16 protein-coding genes are annotated in these 17,239 nt (G+C 40.1%); 2 read left to right on the top strand and 14 right to left on the bottom strand.

Annotated features, from left to right (window positions below; all coding sequences use genetic code 11):
- Positions 1–155 precede the first annotated feature (155 nt).
- The 4 genes from UF75_RS10520 to iadA all read right to left on the bottom strand — a co-directional run bounded on the left by UF75_RS10520 (position 156) and on the right by iadA (position 8,687).
- On the bottom strand, positions 156–4,499 hold the full coding sequence (locus UF75_RS10520; RefSeq protein WP_045574562.1) for a 2-hydroxyacyl-CoA dehydratase: 4,344 nt from the start codon (positions 4,497–4,499) through the stop codon (positions 156–158).
- Positions 4,500–4,526: 27 nt separating this feature from the next.
- A complete protein-coding gene (locus tag UF75_RS10525) occupies positions 4,527–5,111 on the bottom strand; it encodes a TetR/AcrR family transcriptional regulator (RefSeq protein ID WP_045574563.1) in 585 nt (194 codons plus the stop codon).
- Between the two features lie 248 nt (positions 5,112–5,359).
- A complete protein-coding gene (fusA, locus tag UF75_RS10530) occupies positions 5,360–7,381 on the bottom strand; it encodes an elongation factor G (RefSeq protein WP_045574564.1) in 2,022 nt (673 codons plus the stop codon).
- A 139-nt stretch (positions 7,382–7,520) separates the two neighbouring features.
- The gene (iadA, locus tag UF75_RS10535) at positions 7,521–8,687 is read right to left on the bottom strand and encodes a beta-aspartyl-peptidase (RefSeq protein WP_045574577.1); all 1,167 of its coding nucleotides are present in this window, start codon (positions 8,685–8,687) and stop codon (positions 7,521–7,523) included.
- Between the two features lie 241 nt (positions 8,688–8,928).
- On the opposite strand from iadA, the gene UF75_RS10540 reads away from it, so the two are divergent.
- On the top strand, positions 8,929–10,473 hold the full coding sequence (locus UF75_RS10540) for a polysaccharide biosynthesis protein (protein ID WP_045574565.1): 1,545 nt from the start codon (positions 8,929–8,931) through the stop codon (positions 10,471–10,473).
- A 3-nt stretch (positions 10,474–10,476) separates the two neighbouring features.
- Here UF75_RS10540 and UF75_RS10545 read toward each other — a convergent pair whose 3' ends face one another.
- On the bottom strand, positions 10,477–10,734 hold the full coding sequence (locus UF75_RS10545; protein WP_045574566.1) for a hypothetical protein: 258 nt from the start codon (positions 10,732–10,734) through the stop codon (positions 10,477–10,479).
- A gap of 115 nt (positions 10,735–10,849) precedes the next feature.
- On the opposite strand from UF75_RS10545, the gene UF75_RS10550 reads away from it, so the two are divergent.
- Positions 10,850–11,077 (top strand): alpha/beta-type small acid-soluble spore protein, encoded by a 228-nt coding sequence (locus tag UF75_RS10550; protein WP_045574567.1) that lies wholly within the window; start codon positions 10,850–10,852, stop codon positions 11,075–11,077.
- A gap of 66 nt (positions 11,078–11,143) precedes the next feature.
- Here UF75_RS10550 and surE read toward each other — a convergent pair whose 3' ends face one another.
- From surE to UF75_RS27020, 9 genes are all read right to left on the bottom strand, one after another.
- The gene (gene surE, locus UF75_RS10555; RefSeq protein WP_045574568.1) at positions 11,144–11,923 is read right to left on the bottom strand and encodes a 5'/3'-nucleotidase SurE; all 780 of its coding nucleotides are present in this window, start codon (positions 11,921–11,923) and stop codon (positions 11,144–11,146) included.
- Between the two features lie 14 nt (positions 11,924–11,937).
- Positions 11,938–12,132 (bottom strand): YpmA family protein, encoded by a 195-nt coding sequence (locus tag UF75_RS10560; protein ID WP_045574569.1) that lies wholly within the window; start codon positions 12,130–12,132, stop codon positions 11,938–11,940.
- 55 nt (positions 12,133–12,187) lie between these two features.
- Positions 12,188–12,760: a GTP cyclohydrolase I FolE gene (gene folE, locus UF75_RS10565; RefSeq protein WP_197079371.1), complete on the bottom strand. Its 573-nt coding sequence runs from the start codon at positions 12,758–12,760 to the stop codon at positions 12,188–12,190.
- 58 nt (positions 12,761–12,818) lie between these two features.
- Positions 12,819–13,550: a 7-carboxy-7-deazaguanine synthase QueE gene (locus UF75_RS10570; RefSeq protein ID WP_052693148.1), complete on the bottom strand. Its 732-nt coding sequence runs from the start codon at positions 13,548–13,550 to the stop codon at positions 12,819–12,821.
- Positions 13,550–14,107, bottom strand: coding sequence for a DUF366 family protein (locus UF75_RS10575; protein WP_045574571.1), 558 nt, complete (start codon positions 14,105–14,107; stop codon positions 13,550–13,552). The genes UF75_RS10570 and UF75_RS10575 overlap by 1 nt, the downstream gene beginning before the upstream one ends.
- Positions 14,108–14,169: 62 nt before the next feature.
- Positions 14,170–14,865 carry a 7-cyano-7-deazaguanine synthase QueC gene (gene queC, locus UF75_RS10580; protein WP_045574572.1) on the bottom strand — a complete coding sequence of 232 codons (696 nt, stop codon included), beginning with the start codon at positions 14,863–14,865 and terminating at the stop codon, positions 14,170–14,172.
- Complete coding sequence (queD, locus tag UF75_RS10585) at positions 14,865–15,245, bottom strand: 6-carboxytetrahydropterin synthase QueD (protein WP_045574573.1); 381 nt, start codon at positions 15,243–15,245, stop codon at positions 14,865–14,867. Before queD ends, queC begins: the two co-directional genes overlap by 1 nt.
- A 202-nt stretch (positions 15,246–15,447) precedes the next feature.
- Positions 15,448–16,614, bottom strand: coding sequence for a tetratricopeptide repeat protein (locus UF75_RS10590; RefSeq protein ID WP_045574574.1), 1,167 nt, complete (start codon positions 16,612–16,614; stop codon positions 15,448–15,450).
- Positions 16,615–16,973: 359 nt separating this feature from the next.
- The coding region (locus UF75_RS27020) for a transcriptional repressor (RefSeq protein WP_197079372.1) at positions 16,974–17,239 on the bottom strand (266 nt) is incomplete at its 5' end.

The following is a 17,239-nucleotide window of genomic DNA, read 5'->3' on the forward strand; positions in this document are numbered from 1 at the left end:
TATAAATATATTTAGTTTATTTTATCATATCGCCCTTATAAAATGTGGAAGATTTTTCTTTATCACACCATAAATTACCGTTAATATAAAAGTAATTACAATAGTTTCAAACATAGGACAGCTGGTTATCTTCTCAAGAGTAACCAGCTGTCCTTTTAATCCATTTTACATTTAACTAACTTCGTGTCTCGATTCAACATAAGCGTCAAATTACTCTCTATTAACGCTGCTTCTTGATCCAAAATCGGTTTTGTGTCCTGTGGTTTATTGCTAAGATTATCTAAGGCTACAGAAAGCATAAGTTTAATGCGATTCAGTTGATTAACTTCACTCGCTCCTGGATCATAATCGATGGGAGCAATATTAGCTAAAGGATAAGACCGTCGAATTTCCCGAATCATCCCTTTGCCCGTTATGTGATTGGGCAAGCAGGCAAACGGTTGCAGACATACGATATTATTAACCCCGCTTCGAATCAGCTCAACCATCTCTCCGGTCAGGAACCAGCCTTCTCCAGATTGGTTAGCGAGAGAAAGGTGCTTTTCTGCATATTTAGCGATTTGGGTGATCGGTTTTGGAGCTTCAAATCGCTTACTGGCTTTCAAGGCCTTCTTCATCTCTTTACGAAAGGATTCAATTCTGTTCATCGAAAACATCCCAGACACCATTTCCCAAAAGCCACCCGAAAGTTGTTCGAATTTGATACGACTATCTAAGGCACCGTATAAAAGAAAGTCCGTGAGATCCGGAACGACTGCCTCCGCCCCTTCAGCCTCCAACAATTCCACAATATTATTATTGGCTGTAGGATGAAATTTGACGAGTATTTCCCCGACAACTCCTACTTTCGGTTTGACCAAATCCTCGTTGATCACTAAATTATCAAAATCCTTGACTATTTGATGAATATTCCTCGTGAATTCTTTATTGTTTCCTTTTATTAAGGATTCTTGACACCGTTTAACCCATGATTCATATAAAATATTGGCCGAACCTGGAAACTTCTCATACGGTCGTACTTTATAAAGCACCCGCATTAAGAGATCCCCGTAAATCAGCCCCCTCATAATTTGGTTAAACATTGGGATTGTTAACTTAAAACCTGGATTATTCTCCAAGTTAGAAGAATTACCTGTATTTAAGGCAATCACAGGGACCTGTTCTAGTTTGGCATCTTTTAGAGCCTTTCGAATAAAGGCAATATAATTGGTAGCTCGGCATCCTCCACCCGTTTGGGTAATAATAACCGAGGTGTTGTTCACATCATACTTACCCGATCTCAACGCTTTCATTAACTGACCTACGACGATAATAGCCGGATAACAAGCATCATTATGCACATACTTTAAGCCTTCATCAATGGCTGATTTATCAACAGAGGGTAAAAACTCAATCGTATAACCTGCTCCTTCAAAGGCCATCTTAAAAAATTGAAAATGAATGGGGGACATTTGAGGAGCCAAAATCGTATGCGTATTCTTCATTGCTTTGGTAAATAAGACCTTTGGCAGCGGATCATAAAGCTTTTGTGGCGTAAAATTCCTCTTATCTCGTTCGTTAATAGACGCGATCAAAGAACGCAAACGTATTCTTGCCGCTCCCAAATTATTGATCTCGTCGATTTTTAAAACGGTATAGATTTTTCCATAAGTTTCGAGAATCTCTTTAATCTGATCCGTTGTTACAGCATCAAGACCACATCCGAATGAATTCAGTTGGATTAAATCTAAATTAGTTTGCTGCGCGACATAACTGGCTGCAGAATACTCTCTTGAATGGTACACCCATTGATCAACAACGCGTAAAGGCCTCTCGACCTTACCCAGATGACATATCGAATCTTCGGATAAGATGGCAAATCCATATGAACCAATCATTTCAGGTATCCCATGGTTAATTTCAGGGTCAATATGATAGGGTCTACCCGCGAGCACAATACCCTTAATTTTGTTTTCCCGGATGTAATTAAGCGTTTCTTCTCCTTTTGTTCTTACATCATTCTTATATCGATCGAGTTCCGCATACGCTTTATTCAGGGCACTGGCTAGCTCATGCTTCGGTATTCCTTCAGGTTTCAATTCTTCAGCTAATCGTTTGACCATTTTACTCGGCTTATCCAATGGTAAGAACGGATGATAAAAGGTTACAATTGGCTCTCTAAGAATATCCATGTTGGCATTAATCGTCTCTGGATAAGAGGTGACGATGGGACAGTTATAATGGTTATTTGCCTCTGAATCCTCTTTTCGAACATATGGGATGCACGGATAGAAAATCTTATTTATCCTTTTTTTAATTAAATCCGCGACATGACCATGAACGAGTTTAGCCGGATAACAGGCGGAATCGGAAGGGATTGTGTCCATACCCTGTTCATATAGATGTTTTGAGGATCGCCCAGAAATTAAGACCTGGTAACCTAATTCTGTGAAAAAGGTAAACCAAAAGGGATAGTCTTCATAAATATTTAAAACCCTAGGAATTCCGATAGCTCCACGCCATGCTTTTTGCTTAGGCAAGGGTTTGTAGTCGAAAACTCTTTGGTACTTATATTCGAAAAGGTTAGGAATTTCATTCTTAACAACGTCTTTCCCCGTGCCTCTTTCACAACGATTACCTGAGATATACTCCCTTTCGCCAGAAAACGTTTTAACACTCACTAAACATTTGTTCCCGCATAGCCCGCATCGTTTCATGGAAGTTTCTATTTTAAAATCAATTAAATCAGTTTCTTGCACAAGGCTCGTCTGATGCCCCAACTCATGGCGATCTTTAGCAATTAGAGCGGCTCCAAAGGCCCCCATAATGCCGGCAATATCAGGCCGGACGACTTCCTGTTGGGCGATCATTTCAAAGGCTCTCAAAACTGCATCGTTATGAAAAGTTCCACCCTGAACCACGATTTTCTTGCCTAGGTCCTCAACATTTCTTAGGCGAATAACTTTATACAAAGCGTTTTTAATCACTGAAATAGATATCCCCGCGGAAATATCGCTGATCTCAGCGCCTTCTTTTTGGGCTTGTTTAACTCTGGAATTCATAAATACCGTGCAACGGGTCCCCAGATCGACGGGATGCCTTGAACTTTGGCTCAAACTAGCAAATTCTTTGACATCCATATCTAGCGAATGGGCAAAGGTTTCAACAAAGGATCCACACCCTGAAGAACATGCCTCATTTAATGTGATAGACTCGATAACCCCATCACGAATCACTAAACTTTTCATGTCTTGTCCACCGATATCTAACACAAAATCCACACCAGGTTGAAAAAAATTAGCTGCCGTGTAATGAGCTACCGTTTCAATTTCCCCAATATCCACCCTCAGAGCGGCCTTTATTAGATGCTCCCCATAACCAGTGACGGCTGAGTTTAAGATGGTTGTGCCTTTATTAAGTTGTCCGTACATAGTTTTCAAAGCCTCAATGGTTGACTCTAACGGGCTACCCATATTACTGCCATAATGTGAATACAACAGGCCTCCAAGTTCATCAACGAGGGCAATTTTAGTCGTTGTCGAACCAGCATCTATGCCCAGGAAGGCATTTCCCTGATAACTTTCGAGATCCACTCGGCGGACTTTATGCAATTCATGTCTCTTTTTAAACTCAAGATATTCTAGGTCATTAGCGAATAAAACCTCTAACTCTTGATCTTCAGAATTATTAATTTTGTAAATCATCGGTACTTTTTCATATAAGCTCTCACATGTAAAGATCTCTTTATCTTGTGAAGATAAGGCAGCCCCTATCGCCACAAAATATTGAGAATCCTCTGGATAAATGACATTCTCATTTTTCAAATTAAGGGTTTCAATAAAGCGCTGTCTAAGCTCTGACATAAAGTGTAGCGGCCCACCCAAGAATGCTACTTTACCACTTATAGGTCTTCCCTGAGCCAGTCCGCTAATCGTTTGATTGACAACTGCTTGTAATACAGAGACGGCGATATCTTCTTTAGCGGCTCCTTCATTTAATAAAGGTTGCACATCGGTTTTGGCAAACACACCGCATCGTGAGGCAATCGGGTATATATTGTGAGAGTTTTTAGCAAGCTCATTTAATCCAGGTGAATCTGTTTGTAACAAGGAGGCCATCTGATCAATAAAGGCCCCCGTACCACCAGCACACGTTCCGTTCATACGTTGTTCGATGGATTCGCCAAAATAAGTGATTTTAGCATCTTCACCGCCAAGCTCTATAGCTGCGTCTGTGTTCGGAATCATTATTTTGATGGCCTTGGTACAGGCAATCACTTCTTGAATAAATGGAACTTCCAACTTTTGAGAAATATGATAGCCTCCAGATCCAGTAACCATAAGAGTCAAGAAATGCCCCTGCAAACTAGCTTTGGCATCATTAAGAACAGAAACTACTGTATTTCTAATATTGGAAAAATGTCTTAAATATTTCTTGTAGACAATAGTTCGTTCATCTAAAACAACAACTTTAATGGTCGTTGAACCAACATCCAATCCAATATTGAGAACTCTACTCATCTTTTTCCTCCACAATGCATAGAAATTTTATGAACCCACATAGGTTATTCCTTTTGCAAAAATTCTAACATAACTTAAAATGCAAGCCTGGATATCCGTTTCAAACGTAAGTTTATTCATAACTAAAGAAGTAATAAATAGGCCAAAACTAGTGGTTAAAAAACTAGTGGCTAACGTTTCTGGATTTTCGAGGATGGCCCCTTTATTCTTCATTTCTTCAAAATAATAATTTAAAAGCTTTTTGAATTCACTGGGAAACCTAAACATGGTGACATCAAAATCGGGGTTTTGATCTTCATTTTTCAAGTACATCAAAATAATCTTGCGATTTTTATATAACATATGTTGGTAGGAGGAACAGATTTTAATTAAATCTTTTTCTAGATCCCATTCCAATCCTTCAAAGAGCGCTCTGAATTTCGGGAAGAACATAAACTTTTCAAAAGCTTTTTCAAAAAGATTATGTTTGTTCTCGAAATGCCTAAAGAGAGTCATTTCACAAACTCCCGCCTCTTTAGCAATTTCTTTCGTGGTTACAGCGGTGTAACCTTTTTGAGAAAAGAGAAGAATGGACGCATTTAAAATCTTTTCTTCTGTATTTAGTGAGTACATTCCTTCTTCTCCTATCATAGTCTATTTTTTCATGTTAGTTCCTACTAACATTAGTATTATTCTATCATTCTCTCCGAATAACTTCAATCCTATTATATAGGTATATTCCCTATATCTTACTATTCCAGTATACGCAAGAAAGGACAAAACAATCATAAATAGTCAAGATTGTTTCGCCCTTTTATTAAAGTTTGGTGCGCTAAATTTCACATATAGTCAACTTTCAATAATCTTACAACTCTTTTTGCTTAATGATTATGCGCAGTTTTTAATTGACTAACCAAGGTATCACTGAGCTTGCCCGGCACCTCTTCATATCGTAAGAATTTCATAGTAAAGTTACCTCTACCCTGAGTGATACTTCTTAAATCAATGGCATAACGCATCATTTCCGCTTGTGGAACATGAGCGCGTATTATTTGATACCTTTCGCCAGCGACCATACCTAATACTTTGCCGCGTTTCCCATTAAGGTCGCCAATCACATCTCCCATAAATTCTTCGGGCACGCTTACTTCTACTTCCACTACAGGTTCGAGCAAGGTAGGTTTAGCTTGCTCTACTCCTTTACGAAATGCCATAATCGCTGCAAGTTTAAAAGCCATTTCTGATGAATCCACAGCATGATAAGAGCCATCGCAAAGCGTAACTTTGATATCGGTTACTGGGTATCCTACCATTGTTCCTTCAGCCATGGCCTCCCGAATCCCCTTCTCTACAGCTGGAATATATTGCTTCGGTACAGACCCTCCAAATATGGACTCAGCAAACTCAAAATCATGTCCTTCCAAGGGTTCAATACTAATCCATACATGTCCATATTGACCATGTCCACCCGTTTGCTTTTTATGTTTTCCTTCAACTTTAACAGCCTTGCGAATTGTCTCACGATATGGGACTCGTGGAACCTTCATGGAAACTTCAACGCCATACTTTCGAGCCAACTTTTCCTGAAGAATTTCAAGTTGCATTTCTCCCATACCCGTTAGAATCAACTCTTTTGTTTCCATATTTTTATGAATTTTAATAGTTGGATCTTCCTCCACAATGCGGGCTAAGGTCGTACCTAATTTATCCTCATCCCCTTTAGTCTTAGCTTGAATCGCTACGGATAGTGAAGGGATCGGAAAATCAATCCCTTGTAACTTAAGAATGTGTTCTTTCCCACATAAAGTATCTCCTGTTTTTACATCCACTAGCTTTGCAACAACCGCAATATCTCCAGCCACCACGCTAGTAATAGGCTCTTGAATTTTACCTCTTAAATAAAAGGGTTGCCCAATTTTTTCTTCGAGGCCTCGATTTGAATCCATCACCAATGCTTCAGCATTAAACGTTCCACCAAAAACCCGGAAAAATGACATTTTGCCGACATAGGGATCCGCAAGAGTTTTAAAGACTAAGGCTGCTTTGTCTTTAATCACTTCCGGTGATGGGGCATAACTTACTAAAAAATCAAGCATATTTTTAATCCCAATATTTTTTATTGCCGAACCGCAAAGCACAGGAATTACAAGATTTTGTTTCAAAGCTTTCCTCAAGGCCGTTTGAAGATCTTCTTCATTGAGAGCGTCCCCTTCTAGGTATTTCGTTAAAATCTCATCATCCGCTTCAGCAACCGCCTCTATTAGTTGCTCTCTCAATAGGTCAATTTCATCTTTATAGTTTTTCGGGACCTCGCTCACTGAAAACTTTCCACTTCCATTGTCTTCATAGTCATAGGCTTTATTTTCGACAATATCGATGACTCCCTTGAAGCTTTCTTCTTGTCCGATTGGAATTTGTAGGGCAACAAACCTTGCGTTAGGATAAGCCCCCTTAAGTTGGTCCAAAACCTTACCAAAATTGGCATTTTTTCGATCTAACTTATTAACAAAGATCACATTAGGTAACTTCTCTTGTTCCATAACACTCAGTGTTATTTCTGCTTGTACCTCAAGTCCCGCAATGCCACAAAGCACCAAAACCCCACACTCGACAACACGTAAGGAACTCTTGACTTCTCCAAAAAAATCCGAATATCCAGGAGTATCGAGAACATTGACTTTAACCCCTTGCCATTCAATTGGAATAAGACTCATACTAATCGACACTTTGTGCTTAACTTCTTCTGGTAGATAATCTGAGACGGTGTTTCCTTCAGATATTTTGCCAATACGGTTCGTCACACCTGAATTGAAAAGAAATGTTTCCGTCAGGGAAGTCTTACCTGCTCCACCATGCCCTACTAGACAAACGTTGCGAAGATGTTTTGTGTCATAGGTCTTCAAGACGATTCCTCCTTGATATGTTATTTAAGAAAAAGGACATGCCTTTTTACTTGCAACAGATAATCGGAGTCTCCATGTCTAGATATCCCTAATTAGTATTTCTTATGGAAAATAAGGGTCATATAGTCTCGAATACAGCCTAATTTCTTGGTTCGTAAGTTCCCCAGACCTGTGTTTTTCGATTACGAAGCATACATTTCCCCATTGCCCAAACATCTTGGACCTCTAAGTCTTGATCCAATACGACTAGATCAGCATCGTATCCCACTCGAATGATTCCTTTATTCTTAAGGCGAAGAACATTAGCAACATTTGAGGTGATCGTACGTAAGGCTACTTCTAACGGGAGCCCATAGTGTACAACAGACTTTCGGATATCACGCCATAAGACCTCTACAGAGCCAATTCCCATGCCAATAAGTACTCCCGTTTCGTTATATTGGGGCATACTTCCATTCCCATCCGAAGTAACGGTAATCCGATCATTAAGGATTTGACGTTGATACAACATTTTTAAGACGGATGGTACTTGTAATTCTTCCGGGAAGTCATCACAGCCTGCGGTCAAATCAATATAGCCCCCCGCTAAAAGAAACTTGATCCCTTGTTCAAGCAAAGCATGAGTCCGGTTAATATGTGTGGGCATAAATTGTGTAATAGGAATCTCCGTTTCTTCGAGAATCTTAAAAATAGGGTCTAATCCTCGTTTACCCTCGCCCAGATGAAGATGAACCACCCCCGCCTTTCCTGCTAACATTCCTCCGACTCGGGCCTGAGCAGCCAAATGTTCCAGTTGAGCGATCTGGGGCTGTCCGGAACGATGATCCGAAATAGCAATTTCTCCTGCCCCAATTACTTTATGGATAAGGACAAGATCTTGCTCTAAGGTTACCAGCAAGGTTCTCATAGGGACTTGATAGCCACCACTGTAAATAAACGTGCTTATTCCCTCATCTTGGAGGGCATTCGCTTTCACGAGTAATTCAGACATTGAACGAGAGATCGAATCTGTCCCCAAGCAACCAACGACGGTAGTCGTACCTGCTCGAGTTAACTGGGAAAGATTAATTTCTGGAGTGCGCGAAGCAGGGCCCGCTTCGCCCCCTCCACCACATATATGGACATGGGCATCAATAAAACCAGGCACCACAGTTTTGTCTTGAAGGTCAATTTCTTCCCCTTCTACAAAATTAGGCAGACCTATATTTTTACCGATCGCAGCAATACTCGTCCCAACGACTAATATATCAGTGTTTTCAGAACACTCCGGACAATAAAGTTTGGCATTTTTAATAAGCTTCCACACCATAACTCACCCTCTCACGAGGTATAATGCCCCACTTCTGGATCGATATTCCACCCTATTTAATATTTCTCTGTCTTCTGTAAAAAATCCTTTGAACATAGAGGGAGATCTAAAATAATTTCGCAAGCATTTCTTATTTTCTACAAGCATAAGGTTATATAGAAAATTACTTCAGATGGAGTTATAACTCTATCTGAAGTTTAGCTAAAGGCACTATTTAAACTTGATTGTGGAGGGTTATATGCCGAAAAGGACCTTTGTCTATGGTGCGACAATACTCTTAGGAGCAAATCTTTTCAACCGTTTGTTAGGCTTTGGCTATCAATATTTAATCATGAATAATATAGGTGGTGAAGCCTATGGTCTCTTCAATATGGTATTTCCGATCTATATGTTGGCCCTTGTCCTCACCACCGCTGGAATTCCGCTAGCCATAGCCAAAATGGTCTCAGAAGAAATATCCTTAGGACGAACGATAAATGCCCAATCGATCTTCCGATTAGCCCTCTTGCTACTCAGTATTTCAGGTGCCATCGTATCTATCGTCCTTTATTTTCTCGCCCCATACATCGCTCAACGGATCTTTCCTGACCCTAGGGTGATCAACGTTTTTCTTATTTGCACTCCGGCAATTTTTATCGTTTCTGTATCCTCAGTTTTTCGTGGTTACTTCCAAGGCCTACAGAATATGGTTCCTACGGCTATCAGCCAAATCTTTGAACAAATAATCCGGGTCGTCGTGGGTTATACCGCTGCGATTCGACTTCTTGGTTATGGAGTCGAATGGGCTGCAACAGGTTTAGCTTCGGGAATGTTGGCCGGTGAATTGATTGGACTGATTGCTATTATCTTTCAGTATCAAAGGGGCAAACCTAAACAAACTCGTGAGAGTCAGGGGCCTAGCTATTCCAAACGTCAAATTCTAAGTCGATTATGGCAATTAGCTTCTCCAGTAACAGCCGGCAGACTTCTTTCCACTGGTTTATCTTCTTTAGATGCCATTATCATCCCTATGCGTCTACAAGTTGCAGGATATGGGGCACACGAAGCTATAACCTTGTTTGGGCAGCTTGGAGGATCCGCTTTTACTTTACTTACCTTTCCTAGTGTCTTTACCTTTGCCTTAGCAACCTCACTAGTCCCCTCTATATCCGAAGCGGCTGTCCGACGGCAATTTCAAATTGTCCGAGCTCGAAGCGCCGAAGCTATTCGTTTAACAATTTTAATCGGAATTCCGTGCCTTATTATCCTCTTTTATTTTTCCCGTCCCCTTACGGCCTTTTTTAAGAGTTCAGAAATCGCGCCAATTTTACGAGTATTAGCCTTAGGGGGCATCTTTTCGTATATACAACAAACCACAACGGGAATTCTACAGGGACTGGGGAAAGTTCAACTACCAGTCCTTCATTCCATCATTGCGGCTATTATCCGTTTTCCCGTCTTAATATACCTCACCAGCCTTCCCCAGTGGGGTCTTAAAGGAACGGCATGGGCCTTTGTGCTAGGCTTTTTTATCATTGCCGCCCTAAATATAACAGCAATTACACGCTATACGGGAATGCCCTTAGATCTACAACGCTTTGTTCTCCAACCTTCTAGTGGGGGAGTTGGCATGTTGCTCGTGTTTCAATTCCTGGATCCTTTCTTAGGTGGACATATAGTAGGGTACATCGTGGAGTTTTCAATTGGAATAGCGGTTTACAATATAATCCTTTTTATAAATGGTGGAATAAGTTTAACAGATTTAAAGCGGCTTCCCTGGATTGGTAAGTTTCTTCCTATCTAGTCGCTATTTCCACAAGCGACGAATTTGTGCACCCCATTGCCAATATGTTAAAAGAAACATCACAACAGCAAACAATAAAGCTAGGATTTTATAGACAAAATAGACTTTGATGACCGTCAGAAAAACCATAACTAGACCTAATAAAGCGGGTATGCTCAAAAGCTTGAGGTATGAGTTTGGTCTTTCTTTTTTATTAAAGCTGGGATAGGAAAAAAAGATTACAAAAAGAATAAAGTAAAACACAAACGTGCCCATAATCATACAAAATCCTCCATTAGTAAAATGACTTATTGTATCCATTATTTAAGCATTATAAACCATCCCAGAAATGTAAATACTACAATTGTCTCAGAGATTAAGAGAGGAGATGAACTTAATGAGTCGGAAAAATAATAACAACAGTGGTATATTACCCCAATCCGTCTTGGAGCAATTCAAATGGGAAGTTGCGGATGAATTAGGATTAAGTTCAAAGATCAAGTCTCAAGGCTGGGAAAACATGACCTCTCGAGAATGTGGGCATGTAGGAGGCCGAATCGGTGGTAGCATGGTCAAAACCATGATTCGGAGAGCAAAGGAATCTCTGAACACACCTGTTGAGTAACCTTTAGATTTCTACTAACGTGACGTGACGTATAAAGGAGTACAGAAAGATTCTGTACTCCTTTATTTAGTCCCTCTTGACAAATATTGTCCCGGATTCTTCTAAACAGGTTTGCCATGTTTCAAGACATTTATAATCCGTCAAATCACTATGCATCGGAGTAATAGAAATAAAATCCTCTTGGATCGCTCTATGATCAGTATCCGTTTCGAGATCTTGAATTAAATTTCCACACTGCCAATAGTAGGTTCTTCCGTGAGGGTCAACCCGTTGCTCAAACACATTTTCATAGACAGTTTTGCCTAATTTAGTAACCTTTGTTCCGCGCCACTCTGCTTCGACTTTACCCGGAAAATTAATATTCATCAGTCCCTCATGATAGGAATCAACGAGTAAATCAAGGTGCTCAGCGATAAAAATTGCCGAGGGTTCGAAGTCTTTAAATTCATAACTTGCGAGAGATACTGCTAAGGAAGGAATCCCGAGAATAACCCCCTCCATTGCTGCAGAAACCGTTCCCGAATAAAAAACATCCGTTCCTAAGTTTGAGCCTTGATTAATACCTGAGATCAGGAGATCAGGCTTAGAGATAAGTCCGCCTTGAATTGCAATTTTTACACAATCTGAAGGTGTGCCGCTAATTGCATACCCCTTTTGCTCCCCCTCTAAATCATGTTTGTTTAGAAACAAGGGCTGAAACAAGGTGATAGAATGCCCTGTGGCCGAACGCTGACCCTCTGGGGCAACAATACTAATTTCATGCTTCGTATATTTCCTAAGCGCGCGATATAATGATTGAATCCCAGGCGCATGGTAGCCATCGTCATTAGTCAGTAAAATATGCATCCGTATTCCCCCGCTCACTCTACTTCATAGACCGATATCACCATTTTATCGTCCTTTTTAGTCAACCCAAACATGAGTTGATGATCCTTCAAATTCTTATTTAGAAAATCAACTACTTTATAAAGTTCACCATTTACGCTAAGACGCTGAGAGGCAATAAGCTCTATTTTCCCTTGACGATGGGACGGATTTGCATGATGTTCCTCCATTGTAACCTCTTCTCCACTTCTAAGATTCCCACTTCTTGGAACTAGGAGTTTTCAATTAGCGTTTGTGTCCTTGAATTAGGGAAAACGCTTCTGATCTTGTGATGGGGTTCGTTTTAAAGATCCCCCGTACAGCCGAAGTTAACGTTTGAGAGCCTGCCTTCTTAACCCCTCGCATGGTCATACACATATGTTCTGCCTCGATGACCACCAAAACGCCGAGTGGGGTTAGCTCTCCCATGATGGCATCTGCGATTTGGGACGTCAAGCGTTCTTGAAGCTGAGGTCGGCGTGCAAATCCTTCAACGACGCGAGCGAACTTTGACAACCCAGTTATCTTTCCTTTCCGCGGAATATAGGCAACATGGGCCTTACCATAAAACGGAACAAGGTGATGTTCACACATGGAATAAACAGGAATATCCTTCACGATAACCATCTCTTCATGTTCTTCAGAAAATTGAACGTTTAGATGTCGACTAGGATCTTCATGTAACCCTGAAAAAACTTCTGCATACATCCTAGCCACACGTTTCGGTGTGTCCCTTAACCCTTCACGTTCAGGATCTTCGCCAATAGCCTCTAAAATCATGTATACGGCTTGCTCAATCTTTTCTAAATCCATCCCCATAATCTATTTTCTCCTTTACTCTATGGTTCCTTTAACAGCTTTAGCTGGACTAATTCATTTAAAGTTGCCCCATAAAAACGTGGGTTTGAGGGATAACTCGAACATTGCTGAGTTTTTCCAAAAAGAAACGTTGCCATTCTAAAAGCTGAATTGGTTTTGGAGCCTTTATTCCATGCGTTGGTGTAACTGGTTGAAGAATTGTTGGAATCAATGGGCGCACACCAACAATTAAATCACGAGCGATTTGAAGATTTAATAAACTAGTATCCTCTTGAACCACAAGTTTGACAAAGACATCCTTTTGCAGGCTATATCTTAAAAAAGTTTCATGAACATTCCAGAAAACCTGGTCATCATAGGGTAGTTTAATATCCATGCTAATGATATCAATCCATGGTAATACTTGAAGCAGGGGTTCGGGTAAAGTCCCATTGGTCTCCAGGTAAATCGTTATCCCTTTCTCTCGTAGCAAAGGCAACAAGACCTTAAGTTCGTTGGACCATAGTAAAGGCTCTCCTCCTGTAAGGCTTAGAGAATGATGAAGAGCAAAGTCATAAGTTTCCAGAAGCCCGAGCAGTTTATCGAGAGCCACTGGATTATCCAATTGTTTAAATTGTTGAGTGCCGGATTCCAGCTCTATCCTTAACTGTGGTTGCTTTGAAGTTAGCGTATCACAATAAGGACACGATAAGTTACAGTTTGGTAGGCGCAAGAAAATTTGTCTGACCCCGACGTAAGGACCTTCCCCTTGGATCGATGAGAAAATTTCTGTAACGGGTAGCTCAAGCATTAAGATACCCCTCTAACTTTACAACGCGCAAGGCGCATAGATAAAACCTCATCACAGTAATGTCTAGCAACGTTCTCTCCAAACCCTAATACATCTTGAACCTTAAGATTAGCCAAACCTATGGTCGGAATTGGCGTATTCTTATTTGAGACATTTAACCCGCAATGAATCATAGTCGATACGGGAGAAAGTGTACTAATGCTCACAGAAAGCTTATTATCTACTTCGTAGAGATCATCCCCACTCCGGCTTAGGGTTCTCACTCCAAGCTTTTCTAGTTCTTCCTTGATCGAAGCAATTAGTAACCGTTGCCGAATAATCGTCTTTTCTAAATCCATGTCAAAATGTTCCACAATAAAATGCAACATGTCCTCGCTATAGATCCAGTCTTTCGCTAAGACATCTTCCATATCCACCATCTCGTCTTGTTCTACGCGACACGAGCCACGGAATACGCTCACACTGTCCCCCATCAAGCCAAAGTTCTTATAGGCAAACAAGGATTGAAGTTGAGTGCCATCATAGTTGAGAGGGGTGCGCAGGACAGTATAGTTCATGACCATTCCCTCTTTCCAAGTCTTTGATTTTGAAATCTTTTCAAGCCACAAAGTCTAACTACTTATACGGAACCAAACAGTTGGGTTACAAGTCTATCAGCTTCATTGGCAAGGAGAGCCCTCTTAAGCCTTTGACAGCTTTCACACTGTCCGCATATTCTTTCTCCGCTCTCATAACAGCTCCATATATATTCAAAAGGGACGTGCAAGCGCAGCCCTTCTCGAACAATTTCCCTTTTCGTAAGAATCGAAGTTTCACTGACTACTGTTACATGATTTTGGGTAGAAAAAGTGAAGCATCGGTTTATGGCAGCCATGAATTCTAGTGAGTTATCTGGAAAGGTCGCCGCTTCCTCACTGTTAAAACCCGTGATTAACACCGCTTGTTCGCCCATATTTTCAGCATATACAGCTGCAATATTCAGAAATAAGCCATTGCGATTGGGAACCCATACCTGACGTGCACTTTTTTGGGCTTGCCCTTCAAGATCATCAAGTTCACGGAATTCCAAAAGTGGCAATTCCTCAGAGCGATTAACAAGAGCAGAAAAGGTCTGTTCTTGCAAAAAAGGCAAGGAAACAACTTTATGGGGAATGTGATAATACTCTGCTAAATTTCTCGCTGCAGAAATTTCCTGTTCATTGGCCCTTTGCCCATAATCAAAGGTAATGGCTAAATCCACGGCATGCTTTTCTAAATAAAGTGCCATGGCCACCGTTGAGTCCAAACCACCCGAAAGAAGTACAATTCCCGACATCATCCATCCTCCTTAAAAAGAGCCCATGTATCGGGGGATTCGTAAACTTTAACCCATGTTAAACGCTTATCAATTAGCACGATATCTTTTTTGAATTCCCGATATAAAAATTGTGCAATATTTTCAGCGGTTGGATTAACCCCTTGTACCCCAAAAGCTGGGAAATCATTTAACAAGCTATGATCCAATATCTGCAAATATTTTCGAATGGACTGCTTTACAAGACTAAAATCGATCAGCATTCCCAGATTATCCAGTGATTGACCTTCAATACAGACTTCAACATCCCAACGGTGACCATGTAAGTTAGCACAATCACCCTCATAATTCCTGATAAAATGAGCAGCATCAAAATGCGCTCGAACACATACCTGAAACATTTCGCACTCCTTATATGACAAATTACATTTTATTCTACCATTATTATTTACAAAAGAAAATGAAATATCAATAAAATAGCAAACTGATCTCTGGCTCCAAGGCTAAAGTCTATATAAATAATCGTTGCGACTTAATCCCAAAAAGGAACCTTCAGATGGAGTTTATTAAACTCTATCCGAAGGTTCCTTGAAGTCTTTTCAATTATGCAAGCTTCAATGCCTTATTAAAGCAATCGATTGCCGTATCAAATTGATCGATTTGGTCATAAATATTACCCAATAAAGCCCATCCTGCCGAATGGTTTGGATCTATTTGAGTTAATTGATTCAATAATTCAATCCCTTCCTGCCAATTACCTTTTCGAGTAAGGCAAACACTCAAATTGTAGAGAAGTAGGGGATGGTTAGGTGTCAATTCCAAAGCTTTTCGATAATACTCTGCGGCTTTTCTTGTCCGACCTTGATGAACCAATGTAAAAGCCAAATTATTAAGCAAAATCGGATCAGTCGGAAAGAGGGTTATGGCGCGATCTAGCAGTTTTAAAGCATCTTGAGAACGGCCTAAATTTTGATAGACAGCTGCTAAATTACTTAATGAATCATAGTGATCTGGCTCGTATTTTAAGGTAAATTTATAATATTGAATTCCTTTTTTGATCTGATCGTTTTGAATATAACAATACGCTAATCTTGCCGCCAAATCTATGGTACCACCGTAGCGAAGCGCTTTTTCAAAACTATGACAAGCATCAGACAATTGTTCTAAAATTAAATGCATCTCGGCCTTCATTTCCCAATATAACGATTCACGCGGTCGTAGTTGACAGCATCCCTGAAAACACCTTAAGGCTTCCAAATGTTGTTCGTGATAAGCGTAAATCATTCCTAGACGATAATTGGTTTCCACCTTCTGAGGTGCTGAACGCAAGGAATTATCAAGTGCTTTAATCGCCTCTTGCCAATCTCCAAGTTCTAAGTAGATATCGGCAAGTAAATCCCAATATAGCGCTTTCTGAGGTAACTCCTTAATGGCTCGTTCAATCTTTTCCTTAGCCTGTGGTATAAGTGCTTGTCCTAGATAACACTTGGCGAGTAAATAATTTATCTCATGTATAGGATCATTTTGCTCATAATCCAGACTTTCCAAATAATCTCTTGCTTCTTGAAATGCTTGAAATTCTATTAATTGGTGTACCAACCTTAAACGTAACTTTGGCGATTCTTGATTTAGTAAATCCACCCAATTCCGGATTGCTTCGTCGGTTTTACCGAATCGATGATACCATTTGGCTTGGAAAGAATTCCAAACATATGAACTTTGAAGAGAAGGCCATTTCTGTTTTCGCTGCGAGGCTAAAGGTAGAGCCATAATTTCCGCCCCTTTATCTACTTATTTTCCATTATTTACCTTCTCCGTTCCCCTCGTTTTCCCCTCCTCATAATTCCAAAAATCGTACGTCAAATACCATTTAAATCTACATCGATTCGCAAATAGAGACCGTATATCCGCTCTCCTCGTCAGGTTTCCAGGGTTCTAACTTTCTTACTTTTTTATATTTCTTTATTTCTTTATTTATTTCTTTATTTCTTTTATTATTTCTTTATTTCTTTTTATTATTTTGATAATCCTTTGATTGATGTTCAGTTGTATAAATGACTTATACTAGTTTTAAGTTTAATTTATAGTGTTTTGCCGACGAAAAACTATAAATTAAAAGAAGAGACACGTTACTGCGTCTCTCCACAAAGCCTACAATATCCATAAAATTTCAAATCATGGTCCATGATTTTAAACTGATTTCGTTTTATAATTACAGCCTCAAGAGACTCTAATAAATCATCATCAAATTCAGAGACATTACCACAACGCAGACAGATAAGGTGGTGATGGTGATGATGTTCATCTTTTCTGCTAAATTCATACCGACTTCGCCCATCGCCAAAATCATTTTTAAGGAGCACACCTATTTCCGCTAATAGGTCTAGTGTACGAT

The sequence above is a fragment of the Desulfosporosinus sp. I2 genome, from assembly GCF_000960765.1.
Taxonomy (GTDB): domain Bacteria; phylum Bacillota; class Desulfitobacteriia; order Desulfitobacteriales; family Desulfitobacteriaceae; genus Desulfosporosinus.

Coding starts and splice junctions, on each gene's coding strand:
- UF75_RS10520 (WP_045574562.1), bottom strand. CDS start 4,499: ATGAGTAGAGTTCTCAATATTGGATTGGATGTTGGTTCAACGACCATT.
- UF75_RS10525 (WP_045574563.1), bottom strand. CDS start 5,111: ATGTACTCACTAAATACAGAAGAAAAGATTTTAAATGCGTCCATTCTT.
- UF75_RS10540 (WP_045574565.1), top strand. CDS start 8,929: ATGCCGAAAAGGACCTTTGTCTATGGTGCGACAATACTCTTAGGAGCA.
- UF75_RS10545 (WP_045574566.1), bottom strand. CDS start 10,734: ATGATTATGGGCACGTTTGTGTTTTACTTTATTCTTTTTGTAATCTTT.
- UF75_RS10550 (WP_045574567.1), top strand. CDS start 10,850: ATGAGTCGGAAAAATAATAACAACAGTGGTATATTACCCCAATCCGTC.
- surE (WP_045574568.1), bottom strand. CDS start 11,923: ATGCATATTTTACTGACTAATGACGATGGCTACCATGCGCCTGGGATT.
- UF75_RS10560 (WP_045574569.1), bottom strand. CDS start 12,132: ATGGAGGAACATCATGCAAATCCGTCCCATCGTCAAGGGAAAATAGAG.
- folE (WP_197079371.1), bottom strand. CDS start 12,760: ATGGGGATGGATTTAGAAAAGATTGAGCAAGCCGTATACATGATTTTA.
- UF75_RS10570 (WP_052693148.1), bottom strand. CDS start 13,550: ATGCTTGAGCTACCCGTTACAGAAATTTTCTCATCGATCCAAGGGGAA.
- UF75_RS10575 (WP_045574571.1), bottom strand. CDS start 14,107: ATGAACTATACTGTCCTGCGCACCCCTCTCAACTATGATGGCACTCAA.
- queC (WP_045574572.1), bottom strand. CDS start 14,865: ATGTCGGGAATTGTACTTCTTTCGGGTGGTTTGGACTCAACGGTGGCC.
- queD (WP_045574573.1), bottom strand. CDS start 15,245: ATGTTTCAGGTATGTGTTCGAGCGCATTTTGATGCTGCTCATTTTATC.
- UF75_RS10590 (WP_045574574.1), bottom strand. CDS start 16,614: ATGGCTCTACCTTTAGCCTCGCAGCGAAAACAGAAATGGCCTTCTCTT.